Genomic DNA, 26,610 nt, shown 5'->3' with positions numbered 1-26,610 from the left:
AATGAAGTCGATAAATTTAAGTACACTGTTACAACCCTATGAAGAGTTCAGTTTAAGCGCCTTTGACAATATGAAGTTGATAAGGGCTTTATTAAACGAGCTTGGTGAAGGGTGTGATTGCCTTGAACTACCTCGTATAAAAGAGGGAGGCGAAACACGTAATGGCTATTATGTGAATTGGCAAGGTAACTGGTTCGATTGTGGATGGACCAACGATTACAGTGCCAGTATTGAACAGGTATTACCGCCATCACAACAAGCAATAGAGACTGCTCGAAAGGTTGCCGTTCCGACACTAACGTTACAGCAAGTTTCTTTTATGTGTATGGAATACAGCCATTTTGACCATTGTTAATATAGTCACTCATAGCGACTGGGTAGGAATGGGCAATTGATATGATGAGATTGTTTGGTACCTTAAGTGTGCTGAGAAGTAGGAAGAAAAACACACCTAACAGGTGAGTTTTAGCGCTTTCGATGCTGTGTTAACGAGTTTGTCCCTAGGGCCTGTTGCTCTTTTCTGGTTGAATTTTGTTCGAGACAAAAACGTATTAATCGAGGCGAGTGGATTGCAGTATAGTGATCTAAGCAAAATTCACTTAACAAAGAGTAAAACGTTTTTAGCCGAACCCTTCGGGCAGCATTTGTTGGTCATTTCTACTGTGTTCTCAGCTTCTTATGTAGAATAACTACATCACATAGCTTCTTTACTTGTATAAATACCCAACAACTCGCTGCAAAAATAACCTTGAAGGTTCAACAGGCCCAAGAACAGCTATGCTCTTCACTCGTTGCAATCAACAGGGTCTTGCATGTTGCCGACATACTTAAGACATTTCCTCCATCTCTGGACGTCAGATGTTGTGAATGCCCTTAATGCACGACTATATGGATTTAGGCGATAGGGTAACGCTTGGAGCGGTTACCGAGGATGCTAGAGCGGGGGAGCAATTAAGGGCCTTGCCTCATAAGCGCTAAATTCTCGCTGGGCGATCACATCTTTATACTGATTGGTATTAGTTGTGTAAAACCAGGCAAGCTGTTAACCCTGATTGATGGGTACTAATTTAATGAAGGTAAGGTATCAATACAAAAAAACCGCCATGTAGGCGGTTTTTTATTATCGACGCTAATTACAACTTAGCGTCTGCGCGAAGTGCTTCAACTTTGTCGGTGCGCTCCCACGGGAACTCGTTACGACCAAAGTGACCATAAGCTGCGGTCGCTTGATAGATTGGGCGAGCTAAATCTAGCATCTCAGTGAGGCCGTATGGGCGCAGGTCGAAATGTTGACGAACAAGCTTAATCATTACTTCTTCAGAGACTTTACCCGTGCCGAAGGTTTCAACGCTGATTGACGTAGGTTCTGCTACACCGATGGCGTAAGAAACTTGGATCTCACAGCGATCGGCAAGACCTGCTGCAACAATGTTCTTAGCAACATAACGCGCTGCATAAGCCGCACTGCGGTCAACTTTCGATGGGTCTTTACCAGAGAAAGCTCCACCACCGTGACGGGCCATACCGCCGTAGGTATCAACGATGATCTTACGACCCGTTAGTCCACAGTCGCCAACTGGACCACCGATAACAAAACGGCCTGTTGGGTTAATGAAGTATTTAGTATCTTTAGTTAACCATTTAGCTGGCAACACAGGCTTAATGATGGTTTCCATCACGCCTTCAATCAGATCCGCTTGGCTTACGCTGTCACAATGTTGAGTAGACAATACCACTGCGTCGATACCCGCTATGCTGCCATCGCTGTTATAGGCAAAAGTCACCTGACTTTTTGCATCGGGACGCAACCATGGAAGGGTTTTGTCTTTACGAACTTCAGATTGACGTTTCACTAGCTTGTGCGAGTATGTGATAGGGGCTGGCATCAAAACGTCGGTTTCGTTGTTGGCATAGCCAAACATTAGCCCTTGGTCACCAGCACCTTGCTCTTTAGGATCGGCGCGATCAACACCTTGGTTGATATCGGGAGACTGTTTACCAATGGCATTTAGCACGGCACAAGAATCGGCATCAAAGCCCATATCTGAGTGAGTATAACCAATGTCACGCACGGTTTTACGGGTGATCTCTTCGATATCAACCCATGCTGAAGTGGTTACTTCTCCACCTACCATTACCATGCCGGTTTTTACGTATGTTTCACACGCAACACGAGCTTTAGGATCTTGCTCTAAGATCGCGTCGAGTACCGCATCAGAAATTTGATCGGCGATTTTATCTGGATGACCTTCTGAGACCGACTCAGAGGTGAACAAGTGCTTTGCCATATTGGAAAATCTCGTGTCTAAACAATTTGAATGTGTAGAAGTATCTACATCTAGACGGCTATTTTAGTGGAAAACAGAATGGATAACACCCTTTTCGATAAAAATTGTGCTGTAAAGCCCAGTAAATTTTCTAATGGGTCACATTATATAAATGAGTGGGTGATTTTATTTTATTGTTTATTATGAATATTTTTTCAAGGTGATAGACCATGACAGAGGCTAGAAAATCTAGCGTTAAGCTTGGTTATTGTCACTGTCCGCTTGATTTGACTGCAATATAGGCAGCGTAATATTTCAATTTAGCTCGCAACAAGCCCTAGGGTAGACGAGGTAAATACGCCTATCGGCAGTAATATCGGTTTAATCTGCATCAAATGGTGATTTTTATTTGCGTCCCACCGCCTAGTAGGGGAAAATATGCGTCCACAATTGCCCGCAAAATCCCCAACTATCAGCAGGAGAGAGCATGTCATCTCGTAAAGAACTCGCAAACGCCATTCGCGCTTTAACTATGGATGCCGTTCAAAAAGCCAATTCTGGTCACCCAGGTGCCCCAATGGGAATGGCTGATATCGCTGAAGTGCTTTGGAATGACTTCCTTAAGCACAACCCAAACAACCCTGAGTGGGCTGATCGCGATCGTTTTATTCTGTCAAACGGTCATGGTTCTATGCTGATTTACTCTTTGCTGCACCTTACTGGCTACGCATTGCCGATTGAAGAGTTACAAAACTTCCGTCAACTACACTCTAAAACGCCAGGTCACCCTGAATATGGTTATACACCTGGTGTTGAAACGACTACAGGCCCGCTTGGTGCTGGAATCAGCAATGCTGTGGGTATGGCGATTGCTGAAAAGACCTTGGCGGCGCAGTTTAACCGTCCAGGTCATGACATTGTGGATCACTTCACTTACTGCTTCCTAGGCGATGGCTGTTTGATGGAAGGTATCTCTCACGAAGCCTGCTCACTAGCAGGGACCTTAGGTCTTGGTAAGTTGGTTGCGTTCTGGGATGACAACGGTATCTCTATCGATGGTCACGTTGAAGGCTGGTTCACCGACGACACACCTAAGCGTTTTGAGTCATACGGCTGGCACGTGATTGCTAATGTTGATGGCCACGATAGCGACGCTATCCGCGCGGCAATCGAAGAAGCTAAATCGGTTACCGATAAGCCAAGCATGATCTGCTGTAAAACCACCATTGGTTTTGGTTCACCTAACAAGTCTGGCAGCCACGACTGTCACGGCGCACCACTGGGTGATGCTGAAATCGCGGCGGCACGTGAATTCCTTGGCTGGGATCACGCTGCATTTGAGATCCCTGACAACGTTTATGCAGGTTGGGATGCAAAAGATACCGGTGCAACCAATGAAGCTAACTGGAATGGCAAACTCGCAGCATATGCCGAAGCCTATCCAGAGCTTGCTGTCGAATATAAGCGCCGCGTTATCGATGGTGAATTACCCGCGGACTTTGAAGCCAAAGCACAGGCCTTCATTAAAGAGTGTCAAGAGAAAGGCGAAGGCATTGCCAGCCGTAAAGCGTCACAAAACGCCATTGGTGCCTTTGGCGCTATGTTGCCAGAACTTCTAGGCGGCTCTGCTGACCTTGCGGGTTCTAACCTGACCCTATGGTCAGGCTCTAAAGGTATTCAAGACGATCCAGCGGGTAACTACATCTATTACGGTGTACGTGAATTCGGTATGAGCGGTATCATGAATGGTGTCTCTTTGCACGGTGGTTTCATCAACTACGGCGCGACCTTTATGATGTTTATGGAGTATGCCCGTAACGCAGTGCGTATGTCTGCCTTGATGGGTATTCAAAATATCTTCGTTTATACCCATGACTCTATCGGTCAAGGTGAAGATGGTCCAACTCACCAACCTGTTGAGCAGCTTGCGAACCTACGCATGACCCCTAACATGATGGTATGGCGTCCATGTGATGCGGCTGAAACCGCGGTATCGTGGAAAAATGCGATTGAACGTCGTGATGCGCCAACGTCACTTATCTTTAGCCGTCAAAATCTACCTGCTCAAGCGCGTACCGAAGAGCAGTTAGCTAACGTCATTAAAGGTGGTTATGTACTGAGTGATTGTGCTGGTACGCCTGATCTGATCTTGATTGCGACGGGGAGCGAAGTGCAACTCGCGCTTGATTCTGCAGCAGCCCTAACAGAACAAGGTAAGCAAGTTCGTGTAGTATCTATGCCATCGACCAATGCTTTCGATGCGCAAGATGCCGCATACAAAGAGTCAGTACTGCCACGCGCTGTGACTAAGCGTGTTGCGATTGAAGCGGCACATGTTGATTTCTGGCACAAGTATGTTGGTTTCGACGGCGCTGTTGTAGGCATGACTACCTTTGGTGAGTCTGCACCTGGTGGCGAACTGATGAAACATTTCGGCTTCACCGTTGATAACGTAGTCGCTACCGTTAACGGCTTATTTTAAGCGTTAGCAGTAGTCGAGGCATTGGGTTTTGTAGAACTAATGCCTGATGGAGCGGCTTATCTGATAGCAATATTAGATAAGCCGTTGTCGCATCAAAAGTCTGCCCTTACGGGGATGGTTTGAGGAGTCAAAGCGCTTAATGATTAGAGTTGCTATTAATGGATATGGCCGTATTGGTCGTTCAATTCTTCGTGCCCTTTATGAATCGGGTAAGCGTGATCGAATTCAGATTGTCGCCATCAATGAGCTTGCTAATCCAGAAGCCATGTTACATTTGACTCAATACGATACCACTCATGGTCGTTTTCAATCTCCGACGTCACTCAATGATAATGTATTAACTGTCGGCGACGATCATATTACTTTGCTTCATGAAGCCGATGCAGAAAAGCTGCCTTGGGCAGAAATGGGAATCGATATTGTCTATGAAGCAACGGGCGTCTTAATCGACAGGCAAGCTTGTGAGGCGCACCTGAAAGCAGGGGCTAAACAAGTATTGATCAGCCACCCATCATCAAGCGATGTCGACGCCACGATTGTCTATGGCGTTAATCATGATGACTTGAAAGCCGAGCACTCAGTCGTTTCTAATGCATCCTGTACCACCAACTGTCTGGTGCCGATTATTCAGGTGCTCGATAGAGCCTTCCTGGTTAAAAGTGGGGCGATCACCACTATCCACTCAGCAATGAATGACCAACAAGTCATCGACGCATATCATGATGATCTGAGGCGCACCCGGGCGGCAGGTCAGTCCATTATCCCTGTCGATACTAAGTTGGCTCGCGGGATTGAGCGTATATTGCCTGAGATGAAAGATAAATTTGAGGCGATTTCTGTGCGCGTACCGACAATAAACGTGACCGCAATTGACTTATCGGTGACCTTAGATAAACGTGTCGATATCGAGACAGTGAACCAAGTACTCTCTCAAGCAGCTAATGGCTCATACCAAGGGGTTGTAGGCTATACTAATGCACCGTTAGTCTCTTGTGATTTTAACCATGATCCTCGCTCTAGTATTGTCGATGGCACCCAGACTCGGGTCAGTGCTGGCCATTTGGTTAAGCTATTATTGTGGTGTGATAATGAGTGGGGTTTTGCCAACCGTATGCTCGACACTAGCTTAGAGATGGTCAAAGCGGTAAGAGCTTAATAACTATTTAGGCTGATGGCCGAGCCGTCAGCCAAGTTCACTTAGGTGTTCTGTCCCCAAAGTGAACCTAAAAAATTTTAACTTTTGTCTTTTAACTTTAAATCTTAAGGAAGCGTAAAATGGCTATTATCAATATGTCAGCGTTAGATCTCCAAGGTAAGCGTGTGCTTATTCGTGAAGATCTGAATGTTCCCGTCAGTGATGGTGTGGTCACCAGTGATGCGCGTCTGCGTGCCGCATTGCCTACCATTAAGCTTGCCCTTGAAAAAGGCGCAGCGGTAATGGTGATGTCTCACCTAGGTCGTCCAACTGAAGGTGAATTTAATGCTGAGTTTTCATTGCAACCTGTGGTTGATTACCTCGCAAACGCGCTCGATTGTCCTGTGCGTCTTGCAAGTGATTACCTTGACGGCGTCGATGCAAATGTCGGTGAAGTGGTTGTGTTTGAAAACGTTCGCTTCAATGTTGGTGAAAAGAAAAACGATGAAGCACTGTCTAAAAAGCTAGCTGCATTGTGTGATGTCTATGTAATGGACGCGTTTGGCACCGCTCATCGTGCTCAAGCGTCTACTCATGGCGTAGGCTTATATGCACCTATCGCGTGTGCAGGCCCGTTGCTGAGTGGCGAATTAGCTGCATTAGGCAAAGCGATGGATAACCCTGCGCGTCCATTAGTGGCGATTGTTGGTGGTTCAAAAGTATCTACTAAGTTGACTGTACTCGAAAGCCTATCAGGCATCGTCGATCAGCTCGTTGTGGGTGGTGGTATTGCCAATACCTTTATTGCTGCAGCTGGTCACGAAGTGGGCAAGTCATTGTATGAAGCAGACTTAATTGAGGAAGCTAAGCGTCTTGTTGCCAATGCCCAAAGTCGTGGCGGTGATATCCCTGTGCCTACTGATGTGGTGGTTGCTGGTGAATTTAGCCCAACAGCGGCGGCGACATTGAAAGATGTCAGCGCGGTATCAAGCGAAGACATGATCTTTGATATCGGCCCTGATAGTGCAGAGGCACTTGCCGAGATCCTTAAAAATGCTGGCACTATTGTATGGAACGGTCCTGTGGGGGTGTTTGAGTTCGACCAGTTTGGCGAAGGCACTAAGCGTATCGCTCAAGCGATCGCTGACTCATCGGCATTCTCTATTGCGGGCGGTGGTGACACACTGGCGGCCGTCGATAAATACGGTATTGCCGACAAGGTATCTTACATTTCAACCGGCGGCGGTGCTTTCCTTGAGTTCCTTGAAGGTAAAGAGCTTCCTGCCGTCGCTATGCTAGAGAGCCGTGGCGAATAACTGTTACTCCTAGCCGTGATTGAATAAGTAAAACGAATAACTAATATTATAAAAAAAACCGCTGTCGATAACCACTAACAGGATTTAAGTGGTTATCTTCAGTATAAAAATCTGTCCAAACGATAGTGACCTCGGTGACTTAAGTTAATCAAAGAAATTAACTTATCACCCTATTATTGGAGTAAAAAATGGCCTTAATTTCCCTACGTCAAATGCTAGATCATGCTGCAGAACATGGTTATGGCGTTCCAGCTTTTAACGTGAACAACCTAGAGCAGATGCGCGCGATTATGCAAGCTGCTGAAGCAACAGACAGCCCTGTTATCGTTCAGGCGTCTGCGGGTGCACGTAAGTATGCGCGTCCTCAGTTCCTTAAATATCTAATGGCCGCAGCGCTTGAGCAGTACCCTGATATTCCAGTTTGTATTCACCAAGATCATGGCACAGACCCTGATATCTGTCAGCGCTCTATTCAGCTTGGTATGTCGTCAGTCATGATGGATGGTTCATTGATGGCCGATGGTAAGACACCTGCATCATATGAATACAACGTAGATGTGACCCGTAAAACCGTGGCTTTCGCTCATGCTTGTGGTGTGTCGGTTGAAGGTGAAATCGGTTGTCTAGGTAGCCTAGAAACGGGTATGGCGGGTGAAGAAGATGGTGTAGGTGCTGAAGGTGTTCTCAGTCATGACCAACTACTGACCACGCCGGAAGAAGCGGCGCGCTTTGTACGTGATACCCATGTAGATGCCTTAGCCATTGCAATAGGTACTAGCCATGGCGCGTATAAGTTTAGCCGTAAGCCTACCGGTGATGTACTGCGTATCGACCGTATTAAAGAGATCCACGCACGTATTCCCAACACTCACTTAGTGATGCACGGTTCATCTTCAGTACCGCAAGAATGGCTTGAGATCATCAACCAATATGGTGGTGCTATCCCTGAAACATACGGTGTACCGCTCGAAGAGATCGTTGAAGGTATTAAGCACGGCGTACGTAAAGTGAATATCGATACTGACTTACGTCTAGCATCGACAGGCGCTGTGCGTAAGTTCTTGGCTGAAAACCCAAGCGAGTTCGACCCACGTAAATTCCTTAAAGCGTCGATGGAAGCGATGGCCGATATCTGTACCACGCGCTATGAAGCATTCGGTTGTGCGGGCATGGGATCTAAGATTAAGCCTAAGTCACTGCAAGCCATGTATAAGGCTTATCAGTCTGGTGAGTTAGATCCACAGGTTAACTAATCTAGTTTTCCTCTAGATGTTAAAAGCCCACGCAAGTGGGCTTTTTTTATGGCAATAATATTGCCTAAAGCATTTGGCTGCGGCGCAATATTCCAGAAAGCTTCCTTCTTACTATCAAACTATGAGTCTTTAATTCGCTAAAAATTCGAAACTACGACTCGTATCGCCCTAATCTGCTAGTCGAAATATGCCATAGTGCAAGGTCAATTTTCATTTCTGCGTGCTGGATGTTAATATTGCGCCAATTTTTAAGGGACTTGGATAAGATAGGTAACATGACAATGAAAAAATTGCTAACAGCTACCGCTATTTTGTTAGCGACTCCGTTCGCTGCTCACGCAGGTGCTGATTTCGTTAAAGGTGATAAAACCTTCGCTGCGGATGCTGAACTTGGTGCGACCATCACGACGGGCAACACAGAAACGACCTCATTAAAAGGCCGTTTAGATATGAAGCATGAGCTTGGTAATTGGGAAAACCAGTATCTACTCGAGGCCTTATATAAGGAAGATAGTGGTGAAGAAACTGGTAAGCGTTACTACGGCTTGATCCAAGGTAACTATAAACTAAGCGATGTAAACTACGTCTTTGCTAACGGCAACCATGAAATCGATCCTTTTACGGGTTTCGATTCTAAGTCCACAGTTTCAGCGGGTTATGGCCACAAGTTTGTAGATACAGGTAAGACACTTTTTGCTGTTGAAGTCGGTCCTGGTTACCAGTATAAGCGTCTCGATGATGCCAGCGCACTCGCTGCGGGTTATGATACAGAGGAGAGCTGGGTTGCTCACGGCGTGATGAATTTTGAAACCGAGATTACCGACAGCTCTAAGTTTAAGCAGCTTTTTGTTGCCGATTATGGTGATAGTTTAGAGGGACGCTCTGAAACATCGATTACTGCAAATATTATCGGGGCACTAGCCATGAAATTTGCGGTCGTTGTGCGTTACAACAGCGAACCTGCCGACGATAAAAAGAGTACAGATACCGAAACTAACATGACTTTGCTGTATTCTTTCTAAGTCATTTTGTATAAAAAAAGCGCCTGATAGGCGCTTTTTTTATATCAATTGTAAGTCGATGGGGATTGAGCGTCTTATTTTACGCAGTACTGTATCATTCTGTATCATTTGTTCCATTTTATTAATGACTTACGTGCTTGTGGTCACGAAAGCCGAAAATTTTTAAAACCTAATGTGAAGCATCACAGATTCCCGATTTGACTAAGGTTACAATGAATTATTGTCATTGGTGAGAGACCTAGTATGCAAATTGGTAGTTGTTGGTTTGATATGTCTCAAGCACAATTGTCAAATCATGAAAATGAAACAAGTTGGATGATGCCTAATGCGGAGTTTTCTGTGTTGAAGCAATTGGCTGAGCATCGTGGTCAAGTGTTGTCTAATAACCAACTACTGGCTTGTATTGCAGAAGATGAAGCTAGTATCGAGCGATTAAGGGAAGCGTTTGAGCGAATAACGTTTTTTCTCGGGGAACCGAGTGCACTTTTGATCGAGTCTATCGACGGTCAGGGCTTTATCCTCCATGATAATATAAGACGTTCTTCGCGATTTTCAATGGGGCTCCCTGGAAAAAGCATTTCACTGCAGCAATATACCTTACTGATATCTCAGCTTATATTGCTTCTGTTACTCCTGTATTCGTTTTTCGAACCATCCTATGATACCTCTATATTTAATGAGATGGTTAGACCCGGATCAAACCAAGAGTTAGTCGATATGCCTATGTGGGATACTGGTGAATAATCACCTTATACTGCCAAGTTTTACCCTGAATAGTCTGACACTGAATAGTCTTATATCTACTTGCCTTAGATGAGTTAGCGATTCTGCACTTACTGATGTTATGTCTGCTGTTGTTTCAATGTGGCTGAGTCAAAAAAAGAGGGCTAATATTTTGGATATTAGCCCTCAAAGTAGTGCAGTGGTTAGGTTGATGGAAGCAATACTATCTCGTTGTTTGCCATCGCTCCTTTGATTTCAATGGCAACTTTATACTGTTGCACCGATCCATTGGCGGTATTTTGGTCCCAATCTAAGCCTGGAGCCTCAAAGCTATAAGTGCCTTTTTCTGACTCCACGAGTACGCCTTCGCATTCGCCGGCGCTACTATCGCATTCAAAGCTTTGTGTTACGTGCCAACGCTTCCATGCTTTTGCATTACTGGAAGCAGCACCTTCAGCGGGGAAGCCAAAATAGGTGATTTTGTAATCTTTAGCATTGGTTATTGCTAAGGCCGCATCATCTTCAAGGGTAAAACTCAGCGCCCCACTGGCCCCATCAAACTCAGCCAGTGAAAGGTTAATCGCTAATGCTTCATTGGCATCAACACTATCGGCTACAGGAGGTGGCGTGACAACAGGTGGCACTTCAGTGTCATTGTCATCACTACCACAACCACCACAGAGCAGCAGTGTCGCCAATAGGCTGGTCATTAATTTATCGTTCATGACTAGCTCCTTACTTAGTTAAAGTGTCCGGTATGGCAAGTCGTACATTCCATGTCCGCTTTCACGCTGGCGGCGCTACCCATTGTGGAATCTACGCCATGACAGCTTTGACAGGTCTGTGCTTCGCTCGATGGCTTAGATTCTGGAAGTACAGATAGGTCTTCACCGTCATGGGCGCGGTTAAGTAGCTCTACTACGTGATAAGCGATAGAGGCTGACAGACGTTTACAACGTTCACCTTTCTGGCTAAAGGTGAAGCCAGATGCTTTAGACCAGTTACTGATTGAAGAGTGGCAAAGAATGCTGTTGGCCACAGAAGACTTACCAACTAGCGCCGTTTTTTCTGCTGTCGAACCTATGCCCGCAACAAATTCATCACTAGAGAGAGGCAGTTCTGTGTTTTCATAGTAGCGGAAAGAAGCACCGATCACGGCTGAATTTTGGCCATTGATATCATCTAAGATGTTGACCAACATACCAGTGGCATTGTTATTACCACAGACGGTGCCTTGACCCACGATACCAGCCCAACCATAGCCTGCAAGGGCGGTTGGGATTGTGGCAAATTTGGCTGCATCGGCACTGTCAGATTGGGCTAGCATAGTGACTAAAGCGTGAAACACTTGGTGCATACATCCGCCACCCGTCTCATAGGCAAGCTTTGCCGTCGCCATAGGATCTAGCTTTGCATATTTAAGCTTTTCACCCAGTGCTAGTTTGTAGTTACCCTCTTCATCTGTCGCAGCAAAAGCCGAAGTTCCCATTAAGGTGGCTCCCGCAGCAGCGGTGCTAATACCAATGATTTTGGTCAGTGCTTGGCGTCTATTGATAGTCATGAAAATTTCCTCACATGGATAGGTGTTATTTTTATTGTCGGTGCGAAATCGTTCGCTCCTTGAAACTTGAGGCCATTGTGGGAGGAGAGGATTGCAAATAGTGTGATGCCAGCCTGATGAATCCAAACCGTATTTTTCTAATGAAGACTTGTTTAATTGATCAGCAGATTAATCGTGTTGATGCTAATTATCGAGTTTTGCTAATCTTATTGTTCGATTGACTTGTGATGGCGATCGCCTTATTTGTTGCCTTCATGTTAATTCGGGGGGCGTGAAGCTAGCATTCGTTGAATGATTTGCTAGATAAATAATGTGATTTTTGTCACAACATCGTGAGTGTTCTTGGTCAATTTGCGCTAATTCCCATATGAGTTTTAAGGAGATAGAGGCGATCACAGAAATTATTTATCCTTTTGAATATGCTTATCGGGTAAATGATTAACGGATCGATACATGCTATTAGGTGATTGTCTATTTGATAGGCAGCGCGGTTTATTGACTAATCAAGTGAGCGGTGAACAGTGGCATCTGCCGCGTGCCGAGCTGCAGGTATTGTCATTGCTCATTGATAATCAAAATAAAGTCGTTGCCAAGCAGATATTAGGCGCCGGTGATGAAGAGTACTCAGCATTGAGCGATTCCTCGGTCACCCGTGCGGTCTTTATGTTGCGCTCGTTTTTAGGGCCTCTGCATGAGCAGATGATTGAAACGGTGAAAGGCAAGGGCTATCGATTGCACATCGATAAGTATGTGTCCGAGTCAAATCAACACACTCGGTTCCGTGAATTAAAAGCCAATTATAATGCCATGATCACATACTTATTTGGTCAGCATCATCGTGTGTTAAAAGCCTGGGTCGGTGTATTAGTCTTGGTGTTATTCGTACTGGTTTCGGTGCAATGGATCCTAGCGGCCCAAGCCGTAGTCCATCATAGTGCACCCTACAGTACCCATAGTATTACCCTTGATTCTGGTCAGAAAATCACCTTTATTAGTTACGCAAAATCAAAAACCAACAATACTTCGTTAGTCACTTTATCTTCGAGATTAGCCAGAGGCTTTGCTCAATGTAAAACATCGTCTTGGCAGCAGGTTTATCTCTCTCTATCCCATGATAAGCAGGTGTTTAATATCACCATGCGTGGAGAAAAGTTGGGCCAATCTTTGGTAAGAAATCTGAAGCTGACCGATTATCGACAACAAAAATCTTTTGTCTCTGATAGATGGTTAACTGAGGTGTCGCTTTGTGAATAGAAAGGTCTTGTGGGGCATTAATCTGTTGGTGCTAATGTTACTCGCCGTGAGTATTACTGTGAGCTACCGCTATCTCAATCCATCACAAACTTTAATGCTGAGTTGCAGTTCAGAGCTATTTGATACTGCCGATACGGGGGAAGGCGCTGGGCAACATTATTTGTTGGTCGATATTATGGCTAAGAAACAGCAGGCCCAGATTAATTATCGATACTTCAATCTTGACGGTACCTCAGCAGGGACCATTCGCATGCAAGGTAAGCTGGTTGACTTTGATAAGCAGGCTAATCGTTATAATTTCTCAGTTGATACCAAAGAGGAGAGTAACGATAATCAAGACTCGCAGTTACCTAGACATATGCAGTATCTTTCTTATATCAGTTCCTTTAACTTAGACAGCAAAGGGATGCATAATCTATCCATCGAACCCTTAGAGCTTGATCCACACATGGATTATGCGGTCGTGCTATTCCAACCCAGCAATACAGTTTGTGGTTGCCGTCTAGTCCACTAAGATATGTTCGACTATAATCCAGTTGTAACTTACTGATATTTAAATGTCTATGAGGCTCTGTGTCTAAGATCTACGTTAAGCAGGAAGAATCACTGTCGATAAAATTTACCCATCAGATGAAGGTGGGTGATCATAGGCGACTCGATCTCTATTTTTTCTTGCCTAAAGAGATGGGCATTAATGCCCAAAGCCTAGATGAAGAGGAGTATTACTTTGCCGCTATTGCGGGTCGGCGTTCCTATTACTCTTCAGGCTTACATCTTCCTTTAGTTCAAGGGCGTTTCATTAGCCAAAATAAGCGAACCGTTGAGGAGTTTAGGCTGTATCTCAACCTGTTTGCCTATCAATTTGCGGTGGCAATTGAGACCGACAGTAAAGAGTTGGCGCAGATTGAGGATGCCGACAAGTTCTACGCCGCGCTTAAGGAGTTGAGTGAGATTGTGACGCAACTACTGAAAAAGTTTCGTCGTAACGAGCCAAGCGATCCCAAGTGGAAACACTATTTCGAAAACTCGGATAATTATCTATCTTGGTTTTGTGAGCAGCGATTGTTGAAGTTAATGTCACACGCTCCTCGCAGCAGCGATTACAGTGAAATCGTGGAGGAGGTGATAGCCCTCTGTCGCAGCGAGAAAAACTACCGCGAGAGTAAGAACTATAACTCATCACAGACCAAAGATGATCCTAACCGCATTTCAAATAAGATGCTGCTGTTGCGCCGTCTTATTCAGCAAGGGGTTGTGCTTAAAGAGGAACTTAAAACGCTGGGTGTGGGGTTAAAAAAACTCACAACCGGTGTTGCCACAGGTTTTGTCATGTTGGTGGTCTCTGCGCTCATTATTAAGGCGCAAGGTGTATTCAGTGGCCTAACCCTGTCACTGGTGCTGACCTTAGCGGTGATCTATGGTTTTCGTGAAATCTTTAAAGAAGATATTCGTAACGCCCTATGGCGGGTGATCCAGAAAGGGCGGCCTCGTTGGAGCCGTATCCTTCGTGATACGACCAGCCAAGCGATCATTGGTCGCCAATTGGTTTGGCTCGATTTTATCAAAACCAAAGATCTGCCTGATGGGATCAATGAAATTTTAAATCGCCGCCACAGCCAAAATAAGGTTGATGCGGATATTCTGCACTATGGCATTAGCTCGCGTATATCGCAGAAAGACTTTTTAGCGGGTTACTCGACGATTCAAGAGCAGGTGAACTTCAGTCTGGCTCCATTTGCACGCTACCTTGAAAGAGGTAAGGCTAAGATCTACAAAGAGAGCGATGGCAAGATCAGTAATGATTCGGTAGAACGTCGTTATCAAGTCAACCTGTTGTTGATGTTACGTGAAGGGCGCAATCCGCCGCAATTTGCGCGTTACAAGATCACCATGAACCGCTCAACCATAGTTGAAGTGACTGAAAGCCAGTTACCCGATGGTGTCGAGCCCATAGGGGGAGAGCAAGAAGATGAAGCCTAGGCTAGCCAATGCTGCCAGTGAATCACCGCTTGATTGGGTGCCAATTACCTGTGTTTGAAATCGAATCTTCGTCGTAGTTAAAAGCCTGCGGCGGTGATGTATATGGATATACGAATGTCGGGAACATTTTCGGCCATGTTTTCGATACCCTCAGCCGTATCTACAGGTGGTTATTTCATCTCTTCGATTTGGCCTTACTGGTATCACTCGGACAGTCAAAAGTTAAATTGTTTTGGACAAAATAACTTTGCCTTCGAATGAAGAAGCAGGCATTTTTGGCTTGTAGCATTTAGTCGAGTTAGTTTTTATTTATTGATGGTAGCGCTAACCATTATGGCAACCAATTGCCTGCAGCAGGCCTTTCGTGCAGGTACTTCCTCGGCACGCTGTAAACCCGTCCCTGGGCGCTCTGCGATTTCATCCCTGAAATCGAAGGCCTCAGCCGCACCTACACCTAATTCTTAATCTCTTCGATTTGACCTTAAGGTTGGAACTCGGACAATCAAAAGCTAAATTGTTTTTGGACAAAAGTTTGTTGGCCTTCGAATGAAGGTTGGCATTTTTGTGGTTTAACATTTGGCTGAATTAGTGTTGGCAGAGTGTCTTTGAAATTTGTATCTTCACTGTAACTAATCGACTGTCCGGCGAGGAATGTGCAGATACTGCTGCTACACGCCGTGAATCTATCCGTGGAGGCTCGACGATGGCATCCCTGCCATCAACGTCCGCAGCCGCATCTACACGGGGTCATTTTATCTCTTCGATTTAGCCTTACGGATATCACTCGGGCAATCAAAAGTTAAATCGTTTTTGGACATTTCTGCGTTAGGATTTTTGCTCTACTATGTGAGTTTAAGATTAATATTTCTATGGCTAACGCCCGGCACAGGGGCCGGAGTGTAGTTGGTGATTTTGTGTGGTAACCGACCACACAAAAGTGCCAACGGAACGGAGGTCCAAGCCAAGAAGTGGCTGAACCTGGTGCCGATTGTTAGTGTTCTTCCACCAAAAAATATATTGGTTTATATCGCATACCAAAGAAACCAGCCGGCAACACATAACGAGTTTCCCGGATAAACTCCTCAAGACTCTCCATGGTATGGACTTCTCCCCTTGATACACAAGCAATAACATCTTTATCAGTTAATCGCTTACCACCTAGACAATTAATATTTTCCAAGTAATCGTAATAACCATCTATATCTATCCATGCACACTCATCGCAAGTCGCCAATTCCCGGAGGTTGGTAGCATTAGGGCATCCAGCAAGAACCGTTATTCCATGTTTCAGAGCAATTTCTTTGTATACGGATAGTTCGCCATTTATTGTTACGAGAACATCGCCTTCATCAGAGACCTTTGGTCTTCTGGGAAAGAGAGCTAAGACATGAAACCCTGAGAATCCGTGCGAGCTTTTTGCCTGATTTCCAAACTCTCGTGATAGCCAAGGAAAAATTGGTACAACAATTGAAAACCTCTCCTCCAAGAGGGCTTTCATGATCGGAACCAATACAAATTCAGCTGAATGCTCGCTTATAAAACTTGTCGCCAAAATTCACTCCTTGAACACTAACGCCCTGCTAATAAGTTAACCAAGTGCTGGCGGGCGATTTGCTCAGCAAATGGCATGACAGCCTTGGTGAATCTGGATTTAGCAGCTTGTTATAACTTGCAAAAGTCAAATGACTCCTTAGCTACGATTGACTCAATGTTTTTCCTGTGTTCATTATCATTTTTGACAAGTAACTCAACAGCTTCCCTAGCTAAGTCCAACCGTTCCTGCTTAAAAGCTTCCAAAATTAGTGTGTGTTTGTTCATTTGAGATATTGAGTCACTGGCAAACGTCTGAACTGTATACTTAGCCCCGTCTTCGGCACCAACTTTATATCCCAAAAAGTATGAACCAAAAGAACATCCCAATGTTGCTAAAATAAATAAAGTTATGTGTAATTTCATAGTGAGTTATAACGCCCCAATCACGCGACCAAACTGATGGGGCGATTTTGGTGTAAGATGCCGCTTGCGGCAGTACCAAAAGCGACGCAGCGGTTTGGGTCGCTGTGCATTGGTTTGTTATGTGTTATAAATGGAACATGGGATTGTCCAGCCCCATATAAGTTTAACAAGCTAAGATTTCTTGGATCTCTGACGTTGAAGCAGCATCCTTTTCTGCTTCGTCAACGGCTTTTGCTACATTCAACCCGCCATTATGGACAAAACGGCGAACTTTTTTGTAGGTATCAAACTCACCAAGAGTAATATCGCCAGCCTCTAACTGTTTAGAAATGAGCATATCCGCTGTATGCTTATCATACTTTTTTACTAGTTGATCATAATTGAAGTTTTCTTTGGCTTCACGTCCAGTACCGAGCACTTCCTTACCTGCATCAATCAATTTACTCATCTTACCTACCCCTTCTGCTAGTGATGCCCCGGATTGGTCAACACTTGCCATCAAGCTTATACAAACTTATAATCATATTCAACACTAATAATATAAGTTTTATAACATAATGAATTACGTATACAACCAACGCTGCGAATACTCACAATCCAGCCTCCGCTCCTTGCAAACTGCACTTTTAGAGCTACAAAATTTTTACAACGTGCATTTCAATAACTTAAACATGAGATGCATGGCAGGAACAATCACACAGCAGGAGTTTTTTGATGAGCAAAAAAAGCTCAGCGATATGATGAATCAAATCAAGGATCTTGAAGCTGATATTGCACGCTACAATGAGTCCCAAGGTGTAAAGCGAGGACAGCTCACCGAGTCTGAAAAAACACAGATATATCATTACTATAAAACTGGCAATTATACACAAACTCAACTATCCCAGATGTTTGGTGTTAGCCAAGCTGCAATCTCTGGAGTGTTAAAAAAGTTTGGATAATCGAGCACACATAACATTTTATTAGTGCGCATGCGCGTTTACCTCGTTGGACCAGTGAAAACGCGCACAGTTAACTATCTGTATGTAATGAACTTATCAGCATTCTGCCGCTTTTCATATAAGTAATCCATCAGGAAAAACGCGCATGCGTGTTTTCCAAACCTATTAACTAAAAATCTGTCACCATAGTTAATTGATTTTATGGGATTTTATTTATTGCGAATGGAATTAGTGCGCACTGATTTTGTCTAAAATTTATACCAAAAAATCTAAATTTAAATACGACTGTATACCCATACATTATTAGCCGATTTCTGGTAAGGCCAAACACTAGGTAAATGGATGAGATTTTGTATGGCACAAAAGTAGGAATTTTCGATTGAGATAACGAGTCGAAACACGGAATTGGGGCAAAGCTTCTTAGCTTTTAATTCTCAAGTCACACCAAACACTGTCAAATCGAAGAGATAAAATGACCCAGTGTAAGCGCGGTTTTGGCCTTCGAAATCATGGCCGAAAATGTTCCAGACATTTTCCGGCATTCCCTCCGTCCTTGGAGGTCAGATGATTTCGCAGAGCCCACATGGAAGTGCTCGTGGCGAGCCAAAAGAGTGCTTGCACATTCCTCGCCGGACAGGCGATTAATAACAGTGAAGGTTCGACCTTCAAACACTTTCAATAAATGAAAATACAGCCAGCCGCTACTCAAACAAATGTCATCGTTCTTCATTCCAAGACCAGCACACTTTGGGGCAAAAGCACGTTAGCTTTTTACTCGCCACTCACACCAAATGAAGCAAAATCGAAGAGAGAAAATAACCTAGTGTAGATGCAGCTGAGGGTATCGAAATCATGGCCGAAAATGTTCCCGACATTTTGTGGCATTCCCTACTTCCATGTAGGTCAGATGTTTTCGTTAAGCGGCCAAGGATGGCGCAAAGCGTCCCGAAGCAGTATCTGCACATGAGCCTGCCGCAGGCAATTAACTCCCATTGAAGGTATGACCTTCAAACACACTTAACAAATTAGATGCAGCCAAACGCAACTAAGGCTAATCCAAAAAATGTCAAACCTTCATTCGAAGGTAACAAACTTTGGGGCAAAAGCACGTTAGCTTTTAACTCTGAATTCACACCAAATACGGCTAAATCAATAATATAGAGAGGATAAAAAGGCGCCTGTGGGCGCCTTTGCGAAGAGATAACCTGAGGTTAATTGTTACGGGTAAACGCCTGACAGATATTTTGTTCCCCTATCTGTTTGGCACGTTTGAGCGCCACCTCAGCATTGATAAGGTATTGTTCTAGGTTTTGCTCGGGCTGATAACTGGCAACCCCCATACAGATCCCTGTGCCTAGGCCTATTTCATTTAAACTCGAAAGTGTGGTTACCGCATAATGGTGAGCGTCATCTGAATGGGTGTTAGGTAAGATCACAATCAATTTGCCTAATTGCCAATGAGACATTTGATAGCGTATCGGAAGTGATTTGAGAATGTGGATCTCGACTTCCCGCTGACGGCTCTCCAGCTGACCTATGTCACTCATGTGGCTCAGCATGCTTTCGGCGGTAATGTCGATCAGCAGTAGGCTTGAGTTATTGCGGCTCACCGTATCTAAGGAGTTAAAGTAGTCATCTAAATCACGCAGGTTGACTAAGATAGTACTTCTATGGGGAATAAAGTCCCCTCTATCTTGCAGTAATGCTCTCTTCTGCGCTTTTTCTAGCGTACAGACGATATGTTCAATTTCGCCTGCCGCATCTAAGTGCCCTTTAAGGGTCGCTTGCAGACAGGTGTTCTCATGACCATTAGGATCACAGAGTATTTGTCCCTTCCAGGTGCTTTGCAGTAATAGCTGCTGGGTGATGCGTGGCCATTGAGCATCGAGGTCATTATTAAGTAATTCGGTTAGGTTTTTATTGTCTATGTCGTGGATGGAAACCAGCTCCATAAAGGCATCGTTGGCTAACTCAAGTTCAGCATTTGCTTTTACTAATGCGCAGGCAACCGCATTATCATTAAGTAATTGGTTCAGGTGAGCCTGTTGCTGGGCTTGCTTGAGCTGGGTGACATCTTCAAAGGTCACCAACAAATAACGGTCTTTTTTTGCTGAGCGAATCGCACAACTTATGGTCACGGCTAACGTACAACCGCAAAGCTCTTCAAAGTCGATTACGTCATGCCATTTTTTCTCTTTTTCTAACTGAGTAAGGATCTCTGCATACTGCTCATTTTCTAGTTGTAAAATGCGTTGCAGGTTACGGTCTGACAACTCATCTAGTGGTATCGCTAGTAATTGCGCGGCTTTTTCATTAGCGGTCACGACGCGATTGTTGTCATTAACGATGACGCAGCCGATATCTTGATAAAATAATCTATTGGCTAAATCGATGCTAAAGGCTCTTGAACGTTGACCAATACGATAGGAGTGGATCAGTAAGATAAGCGCCAATGCGAGTAGGGTTAATACCACAGCACCAGCGATTAGAATATTGCGCCACTCTGAGAAATTTTCGGCAATAGCGTCATTACGGACATAGGACACTAAATAATATTCTCTGCGCGTTTCATACTGAGTGGTTAGCTCAACCTTTAAATAAACAAAGGTGGCATCATCGCCATGAAACTGCCCGAAGTTACTGTTTGACATCTTACGCCATAACGCAGGATAGGTCTGACGTAGGCTGCCTCCCATGGTCTCTGGAATACGATTGATGTTAGGTTTGTTCTCGGCTCCAGCGTATAGCAGACCTTGGGTATCTAGCATCATAAGTGGTGATTCGGCACTGGAATAGGCTGGCTTGATACTCTTTAGCATACGAGTCATCGATTGGTAGGTCACCAAATAGCCGCGCACGGTTTGGTTAGGGTTTTCTAACCAGGCCAATTGATAAAGATAGGGCTCAAGTTTGCCATTGATCGGGGTAAATTCTAGTGGCGAGGTATAAACCTCTGTCCCCCCCATATTGCGAGCTCCTTCTAGCAGCGAAGCGGGCAGCGATTCTCGGCTAAAATTATTGGTGGTCGAGAACTTAAATTTACCTTGAGGATCAAACAGCGCAATATCCAGCAATCCTGGAATGTTGCGGGTCATGACAGCCCAATTTTGTTGCAGCTTTCTCTGACGGACTTCGCTGGGAATCGTTAGATAGCGCTTTAATAATTCAGCGTTGGCAAACATCTGCGTTCGAAACTGCTGGAACGAGACCTTATCGGTAATTAAGGTGCCTACAGACTGTAACTCACTATATCGCTGAGTTGCCCAATCTTCCTGAAGACGACGCTCACCGAGTGTAATGATCACATTGGTTAGTAAGATCACGCTGATAAGCAAAATAATGATCTGTGTTGCCACAGAAAAAATACGTTGCGTTGACCAGTGTAAACCTTGGCCTGTGATCAGAAGTGAAGTTTTTTGCGTCAGCATCGAAAGTGGTATTTGTCCGAGTTCTTTTGCGGCTATGTTAGCATGATTCTATCGGCTTAACACAGTCACTTACATCTTGCTAACGCTCTGCTCGCCCCTTTATCCCATCACCCCTAAATAGCGATGTTTGAATTGGGCTTTGGCGGCAGTGACAATCGCTTCGCAGCGTTCAATATCGACTCCTTCCAAGCCGTCAATGGCTGATACTTGTACCTTGTCAATATACTCCGGTGCCAGTGTTATAAACTCATTTACGGCTTGGTAAGCGCCTTTTAATTTAGGTTTGCAGTGACGTAGATAGGTCTCTTCTGTATCGGCATTGAGCGAGATAGATAAGGCGTCGACCACTGGCGCCAGTTCAGGCAAGATGTTGCGGCGATGAAATAGATTACCTAAGCCATCGGTGTTGATTCTGACTTTGCCGCCTTGACGTTTAATCTCTGTCGCAACTTCAATCAAGGTGGTGAGATTTAAAGTGGGCTCCCCATAGCCGCAAAACACATACTCCTCGAACCGGGTTACATCACCTAGCAATGGAATGATCTCATCGGCCTTAGGTTGGTGGTCTAACGCCAACTGGTATTCATGGATCTGTTTGCTGCCATTATGTTTTGGGCAAAATTGGCAGCGTAAGGTGCAGCGGCCAGTAATATTGAGGTAGCGACTATTGCGGATGTCGTAGACTAGGGTGGATTGACTCATTATCTGCTTAAACTTATGTATCAAAGTCATATTCTAGCGACTTTCGATGGCTTAAAATGTTGAACAGATCAAAAAGGGAGGTTGTGCCTCCCTTTTCTATCGTTATCTTAGCGCTCGATAATATCCTCTGTTTTTGGTTGCCACCACCAGTGATAGAAACGGCGAGATGTTCGCCTAATATCATCGAGGATAATATAGAGCACTGGCACCAAAATAAGTGTTACCACAGTCGAGAACAAAATACCGAATGCCAACGAGGTGGCCATTGGTATCACGATCTGCGCCTGCAAACTCCGCTCCAAAATAATCGGCACTAGGCCCACGAAGGTGGTCATAGAGGTGAGGATAATTGCCCTAAAACGATAGCATCCTGCATCTATGGCTGCATCGACTAACGGCAAGCCTTGGCTTCTGGCTCGGTTCACAAAATCGACCAAGATAAGTGAGTCATTCACCACAACGCCTGCGAGCGCCACTATTCCGCAAAGGCTCAAGACACTCATCGACAGGCCGAGAATGAAATGACCGAACAACGCACCAATAATACCAAATGGGATCACCGACATGATGATCAAAGGCTGGCTGTATGATTTTAGCGGAACAGCCATTAAGGCATAGATGGTAAACATGGCGAAGAAGAAGCCTTGGAATAGGCCCAGCATCGCACTTTGTTCATCTGCGCTGCCGCCATCTAAGGTACTCGATATATGTGGATATTTACCTTCTAAGTAGGGCAGAAAATCCTTCTGGATTTCACCCACAACTTTCGATGGTTCGACGATGTTTTTATTGGCATTAGCCATGACAGTAATGGCACGCCTGCCATCGACACGAGTGATAGAGGAGTAAGAGTCGCCTAACTCAATTTTTGCCACGGTAGAGAAGGGAACTGAGATCCCCTGAGGGGTTCGGATCATCATATTCTCCAGATGACCCACGGTTCGGCGCTGCTCCAATGGATAGCGCACCATCACCTTCACTTCCTCTTTATTACGCAAAATACGTTGGGCTTCAAAACCATAGAAACCATAGCGAACTTGGCTCGCAAGATCTGACAGGGTTAAGCCTAGCGCTTCGGCTTCGGGTTTAATCGCCAAGCGGATCTCATGACTGCCCGATGAGTAGTTGTCGGAGATGTCGTAGATACCCTCATAGGTTCTCAACTTTTGCTTAAGTTCATTTGCCGCCAGTGAGAGCTGCTCGAGATCGCTCGAGGTTAACCTAAAGGAAATATCCCCACCGGCATCGTTGGTGCTGGCATTGATATTAAGCTTCTTGACAGAAATGAGTTCAGGCAGCGCCTTACGCCACTCGTCAGCAATGGTTACGCCATCGACGTCTCGGTCTTCACCTTTGGTAAGCTCCGCAAAAATAAAGGCTGAGGTTCTGGCTCCCATGTTGATGAAGCTGTGCTTCACGACAGGGTAACCATACTGATCTTCCATTTTATCGTTCATGGTATAGAGGGCATTTTCAATCTCTTTGACCACCTTAAGGGTATTGGCTTCGGAGCTACCGACATCCATTTCGAGTCGTACCTGAATAAAATCCGACGGAATATCGGGGAAAAATACCCAGCGTACTTTGCCACTCGCTACCAAGGCAATGGACAGGATTAGCACCCCAACAAAGGTCGCTACAACGTTGTATCTATTACGAATGCAACGCTCGATAAACACCCGATATTTATGGTGAATAAAATGCTGCACCTTGTTATTGAGCGCCGTTTTAAAGCGCACAAACATATTGGGGTTAGGGTTAGGGCGTCTGGGTTTGATGTGCGCCAAATGGGCTGGCAAAATCAACTTAGATTCCACCAATGAGAAGGCTAAACAGAGGATCACCACTAAACCTATGGACTTCCAGATAATGGCCATAGGGCCAGATACCATGATCATTGGCATAAAGGCGGCTATGGTGGTCAGTACGCCAAAGGTGGCGGGCATTGCAACTTTTTGCGCTCCTTTGACAACATTCTCTAGCGAGTGGCCATGTTTTTCTATCTCGGTATAGGCACTTTCACCGATCACAATGGCGTCATCGACCACTATGCCGAGCACCAAAATAAAGGCAAACAACGTCAGCATGTTAATCGATAGCGAGAAGGGTTCTAGTGGCATGATAAACATAGCACCAAGGAAACAGACGGGTAATCCCATCATGACCCAAAACGCCAATTTTAAATCGAGGAATAGCGCTAATATGATAAATACCAGCAGGGCGCCATAAAACATGTTCGACAACATCATGTTGAGACGACCTTTGAGGTAGTGAGTTAAATCACCCCAAGTATCGAGCTCAGCATTGGCGGGTAATGTGGCACGGCGCTCTTCGATATAGCTCTTTACCTGAGATGAAATATCGAGGGCATTTTGATCATCGACGCTAAGCACCTCGATAATTGCTGCCGGTTTACCGTTAAATCGGGTGTACTCTAATCGCTCTTCAAAGTCATCACGAATCGTTGCTACCTGTGGCAGCATGATGCGACTCCCGTCACGACGCGTGCTGACAACGATTTGGGCAAAGTCATCGCCTGTATAGGCTTGGCCTTTGGTTCTGAGCAGGATATCGCCATCTTCGGCTCTAATTGAGCCACCAGGTAGATCGATGGAGGAGTTGCGTACCGCCTGTGCGACCTGTGCGAAACTTAAGCCATATTCGCGCAGTTTATCCTCAGAAAGCTCGATACTAATCTCATAATCACGAACCCCGGTCACTTGCGCTCGGGTCACTGCGGGGAGGGCGGTTATCTCTTCGCGTATCGATTTGGCCAACTCTTTCATCTGATGCAGATCCATGTCGCCATAGACCGACACCCAGATAACGTTATTTTCTGGCTTCAGGCGGAAAATATTCGGTTTTTCAATGTTCTCTGGAAAGGTGGCGATGGCATCGATTCGCAGTTTAGCCTCATCGAGAATATCTTGTGCATCGAAGCCATCCTCAACTTCAATGGTGACATTACCGAAACCTTCACTCGCGACCGAGGTGACCTTTTTTATACCGCTAATATCTTGAATCGCCTCCTCTATCTTGATGTTGATCCCTTCCTCAATCTCTTGGGGGGCGGCACCGGGATAGGCAACCGATATTTGCAAATAGTTGAGTTCAAAAGAGGGGAAAACTTCTTTGTTAATCAATACTGTGCTAAATAGTCCGCCAACGAGCAAGATGACCATTAGCAGGTTTGCCGCCACGCCGTTACGGGCAAACCAAGCGATAATTCCTTTGTTACTATCCATTACAATTCACCCGCAGCAACTAGGGTACTCTCCGGCTTACTCTCATCGGTATCAGTGTTAGAGTTATCTTGCTCTCCAATCACTTTAACCAACTGACCCGTGCTCATATTATTGATGTTGGTCAGAGAAACACGTTCGCCATCGGCAAGGCTATCTTTGATATAGACGCTTTCGATATCTGTGCGCACCACGTTGACTTCACGCATCTCGAGAGTGTTGTCATTTCGGACCACTGCAACCTGATTTCCCCGAACTATGTAGCGAGGTAATTTAACGATACCATCGACGGTACGCCCTTTGATCACCGCACTGACAAAACTGCCGTATTTAAGGGGGAGTTGTCCTGGCAGCTTCTGCTCTCTGAGGTAGGGGTCTTTGATCTCTGCGACCAGATACACCATGCGATTCTCGGCATCGATGACCCCCTCACTGCGGACTATTTTACCGACCCAAGTGACGGTTCGCTCGGCAAGTTCGGCGCTCAGGGTGACTTCAGTGTCAGGGTTATCGATTGACTCAAGATAAGCTAATTCGTTGTTGGCAAGAGGCAAACGTATCTCGGCTATACGAGTATCATACAGTTCGCCAAGATTGGTGCCGAGGGTAACATATTGACCAAGATCGACATTTCTAGCCTTGATGATACCGTCGAATGGCGCGCGAATAATGGTTCGCTCAAGATTACGCTGTGCACGGGCAAGTGCCGCTTCGGCAAACTTGACATTGGCTTGTTCTTTTTTCAATTGTGGGACACGTAACCCAAGTTCGGGAGCTGGACCGCTGTCATAGCCGTCCCAATCATTTTTAGCGACTTCACCGCGAGCAATCTCTTCATCTAGCAGAGCTTTTGCTTGTGCCAGAGTGGCTTGAGCTTGCATGAGATCGGCTTGATAGTCTGAAGGCTCAATTTCTGCGAGTTTATCGCCTCGCTTCACAATACCACCGGCGACGAATTTCTCAGAGATAGCTAACATACGTCCCTGAACTTCAGTCACTAATTGGGTCTTGTTCTTTGGCGTTACCACACCATAAGAGGGGAGGTTCAGTGATGCTGTTTCTTGAGTCACAGAGATAACGTCAACGATGGGGACTGGAATCTCATCTTCTTTCTGTTCAGGTGCTTCTTGAGTGCTCATTAGTAATCCGGCTAGACCACCAAAAACGATCAAGATGAGACAAGGAGGAAGAACTCTACGTATAATTTTTTTTATCATTGATTTCATGCTATTCCATGCTGAGCTGCTTGCTCTATAAATTACCAGAGTCTTGCCTAGGGTCAAAAGTCTTTTTGTAAAATAAATGTTTCAAACTGAGTGATATTCGTTCTCCTTAACATATTGATATT

21 protein-coding genes are annotated in these 26,610 nt (G+C 45.1%); 11 read left to right on the top strand and 10 right to left on the bottom strand.

Going from position 1 to position 26,610, the window contains the following annotated elements; genetic code table 11:
• Position 1 precedes the first annotated feature (1 nt).
• Positions 2 to 355, top strand: a complete 354-nt coding sequence (locus K0I73_RS15605; protein ID WP_220061972.1) for a hypothetical protein — start codon at positions 2 to 4, stop codon at positions 353 to 355.
• Positions 356 to 1,133: 778 nt separating this feature from the next.
• Here K0I73_RS15605 and metK read toward each other — a convergent pair.
• A complete protein-coding gene (metK, locus tag K0I73_RS15600) occupies positions 1,134 to 2,288 on the bottom strand; it encodes a methionine adenosyltransferase (protein ID WP_220061971.1) in 1,155 nt (384 codons plus the stop codon).
• Between the two features lie 466 nt (positions 2,289 to 2,754).
• Between metK and tkt the strand changes: the two genes are divergently transcribed.
• From tkt to K0I73_RS15570, 6 genes are all read left to right on the top strand, one after another.
• Positions 2,755 to 4,749: a transketolase gene (gene tkt / locus K0I73_RS15595; RefSeq protein WP_220061970.1), complete on the top strand. Its 1,995-nt coding sequence runs from the start codon at positions 2,755 to 2,757 to the stop codon at positions 4,747 to 4,749.
• Positions 4,750 to 4,888: 139 nt separating this feature from the next.
• On the top strand, positions 4,889 to 5,905 hold the full coding sequence (gene epd, locus K0I73_RS15590) for an erythrose-4-phosphate dehydrogenase (protein WP_220061969.1): 1,017 nt from the start codon (positions 4,889 to 4,891) through the stop codon (positions 5,903 to 5,905).
• Positions 5,906 to 6,024: 119 nt separating this feature from the next.
• The gene (locus K0I73_RS15585; RefSeq protein ID WP_220061968.1) at positions 6,025 to 7,200 is read left to right on the top strand and encodes a phosphoglycerate kinase; all 1,176 of its coding nucleotides are present in this window, start codon (positions 6,025 to 6,027) and stop codon (positions 7,198 to 7,200) included.
• 188 nt (positions 7,201 to 7,388) lie between these two features.
• Positions 7,389 to 8,453 (top strand): class II fructose-bisphosphate aldolase, encoded by a 1,065-nt coding sequence (gene fba / locus K0I73_RS15580; RefSeq protein ID WP_220061967.1) that lies wholly within the window; start codon positions 7,389 to 7,391, stop codon positions 8,451 to 8,453.
• 281 nt (positions 8,454 to 8,734) lie between these two features.
• Positions 8,735 to 9,475: a DUF481 domain-containing protein gene (locus tag K0I73_RS15575; protein WP_220061966.1), complete on the top strand. Its 741-nt coding sequence runs from the start codon at positions 8,735 to 8,737 to the stop codon at positions 9,473 to 9,475.
• A gap of 243 nt (positions 9,476 to 9,718) precedes the next feature.
• Entirely contained in the window at positions 9,719 to 10,219 is a 501-nt protein-coding gene (locus tag K0I73_RS15570; RefSeq protein WP_220061965.1) for a winged helix-turn-helix domain-containing protein, read from the top strand.
• A 182-nt stretch (positions 10,220 to 10,401) separates the two neighbouring features.
• Here K0I73_RS15570 and K0I73_RS15565 read toward each other — a convergent pair whose 3' ends face one another.
• Positions 10,402 to 10,923 carry a hypothetical protein gene (locus K0I73_RS15565; protein ID WP_220061964.1) on the bottom strand — a complete coding sequence of 174 codons (522 nt, stop codon included), beginning with the start codon at positions 10,921 to 10,923 and terminating at the stop codon, positions 10,402 to 10,404.
• Positions 10,924 to 10,937: 14 nt separating this feature from the next.
• Positions 10,938 to 11,759 carry a cytochrome c3 family protein gene (locus tag K0I73_RS15560; RefSeq protein ID WP_220061963.1) on the bottom strand — a complete coding sequence of 274 codons (822 nt, stop codon included), beginning with the start codon at positions 11,757 to 11,759 and terminating at the stop codon, positions 10,938 to 10,940.
• Between the two features lie 453 nt (positions 11,760 to 12,212).
• Here K0I73_RS15560 and K0I73_RS15555 point away from each other — a divergent pair, with 453 nt between their 5' ends.
• From K0I73_RS15555 to K0I73_RS15545, 3 genes are read left to right on the top strand one after another with little or no spacing between them, the layout of a single operon-like run.
• On the top strand, positions 12,213 to 13,013 hold the full coding sequence (locus tag K0I73_RS15555; protein WP_220061962.1) for a winged helix-turn-helix domain-containing protein: 801 nt from the start codon (positions 12,213 to 12,215) through the stop codon (positions 13,011 to 13,013).
• The gene (locus K0I73_RS15550; RefSeq protein ID WP_220061961.1) at positions 13,006 to 13,527 is read left to right on the top strand and encodes a hypothetical protein; all 522 of its coding nucleotides are present in this window, start codon (positions 13,006 to 13,008) and stop codon (positions 13,525 to 13,527) included. The genes K0I73_RS15555 and K0I73_RS15550 overlap by 8 nt, the downstream gene beginning before the upstream one ends.
• A gap of 59 nt (positions 13,528 to 13,586) precedes the next feature.
• Positions 13,587 to 14,993 carry a hypothetical protein gene (locus K0I73_RS15545; RefSeq protein ID WP_220061960.1) on the top strand — a complete coding sequence of 469 codons (1,407 nt, stop codon included), beginning with the start codon at positions 13,587 to 13,589 and terminating at the stop codon, positions 14,991 to 14,993.
• Between the two features lie 991 nt (positions 14,994 to 15,984).
• Here the strand turns inward: K0I73_RS15545 and K0I73_RS15540 are convergent.
• From K0I73_RS15540 to K0I73_RS15530, 3 genes are all read right to left on the bottom strand, one after another.
• Complete coding sequence (locus K0I73_RS15540; RefSeq protein WP_220061959.1) at positions 15,985 to 16,545, bottom strand: hypothetical protein; 561 nt, start codon at positions 16,543 to 16,545, stop codon at positions 15,985 to 15,987.
• Between the two features lie 110 nt (positions 16,546 to 16,655).
• Positions 16,656 to 16,949: a hypothetical protein gene (locus K0I73_RS15535; protein ID WP_220061958.1), complete on the bottom strand. Its 294-nt coding sequence runs from the start codon at positions 16,947 to 16,949 to the stop codon at positions 16,656 to 16,658.
• 163 nt (positions 16,950 to 17,112) lie between these two features.
• Positions 17,113 to 17,397 carry a hypothetical protein gene (locus tag K0I73_RS15530; protein ID WP_220061957.1) on the bottom strand — a complete coding sequence of 95 codons (285 nt, stop codon included), beginning with the start codon at positions 17,395 to 17,397 and terminating at the stop codon, positions 17,113 to 17,115.
• A gap of 232 nt (positions 17,398 to 17,629) precedes the next feature.
• On the opposite strand from K0I73_RS15530, the gene K0I73_RS15525 reads away from it, so the two are divergent.
• Entirely contained in the window at positions 17,630 to 17,890 is a 261-nt protein-coding gene (locus K0I73_RS15525) for a MurR/RpiR family transcriptional regulator (RefSeq protein ID WP_258405211.1), read from the top strand.
• 1,211 nt (positions 17,891 to 19,101) lie between these two features.
• On the opposite strand, the gene K0I73_RS15520 is transcribed toward K0I73_RS15525, so the two are convergent.
• From K0I73_RS15520 to K0I73_RS15505, 4 genes are all read right to left on the bottom strand, one after another.
• Positions 19,102 to 21,318, bottom strand: coding sequence for a PAS domain-containing protein (locus K0I73_RS15520; protein ID WP_220061955.1), 2,217 nt, complete (start codon positions 21,316 to 21,318; stop codon positions 19,102 to 19,104).
• 99 nt (positions 21,319 to 21,417) lie between these two features.
• A complete protein-coding gene (locus K0I73_RS15515; protein WP_220061954.1) occupies positions 21,418 to 22,020 on the bottom strand; it encodes a TatD family nuclease-associated radical SAM protein in 603 nt (200 codons plus the stop codon).
• 107 nt (positions 22,021 to 22,127) lie between these two features.
• On the bottom strand, positions 22,128 to 25,265 hold the full coding sequence (locus tag K0I73_RS15510; protein ID WP_220061953.1) for an efflux RND transporter permease subunit: 3,138 nt from the start codon (positions 25,263 to 25,265) through the stop codon (positions 22,128 to 22,130).
• Positions 25,265 to 26,479, bottom strand: coding sequence for an efflux RND transporter periplasmic adaptor subunit (locus tag K0I73_RS15505; RefSeq protein ID WP_220064416.1), 1,215 nt, complete (start codon positions 26,477 to 26,479; stop codon positions 25,265 to 25,267). Before K0I73_RS15505 ends, K0I73_RS15510 begins: the two co-directional genes overlap by 1 nt.
• Positions 26,480 to 26,610 lie beyond the last annotated feature (131 nt).

The sequence above is a fragment of the Shewanella mesophila genome (genome assembly GCF_019457515.1).
GTDB classification, from domain to species: Bacteria; Pseudomonadota; Gammaproteobacteria; order Enterobacterales; family Shewanellaceae; genus Shewanella; species Shewanella mesophila.
The sequence above is the reverse complement of the archived record's forward strand: the minus strand, read 5'-3'. Positions and strand labels throughout refer to the sequence as shown.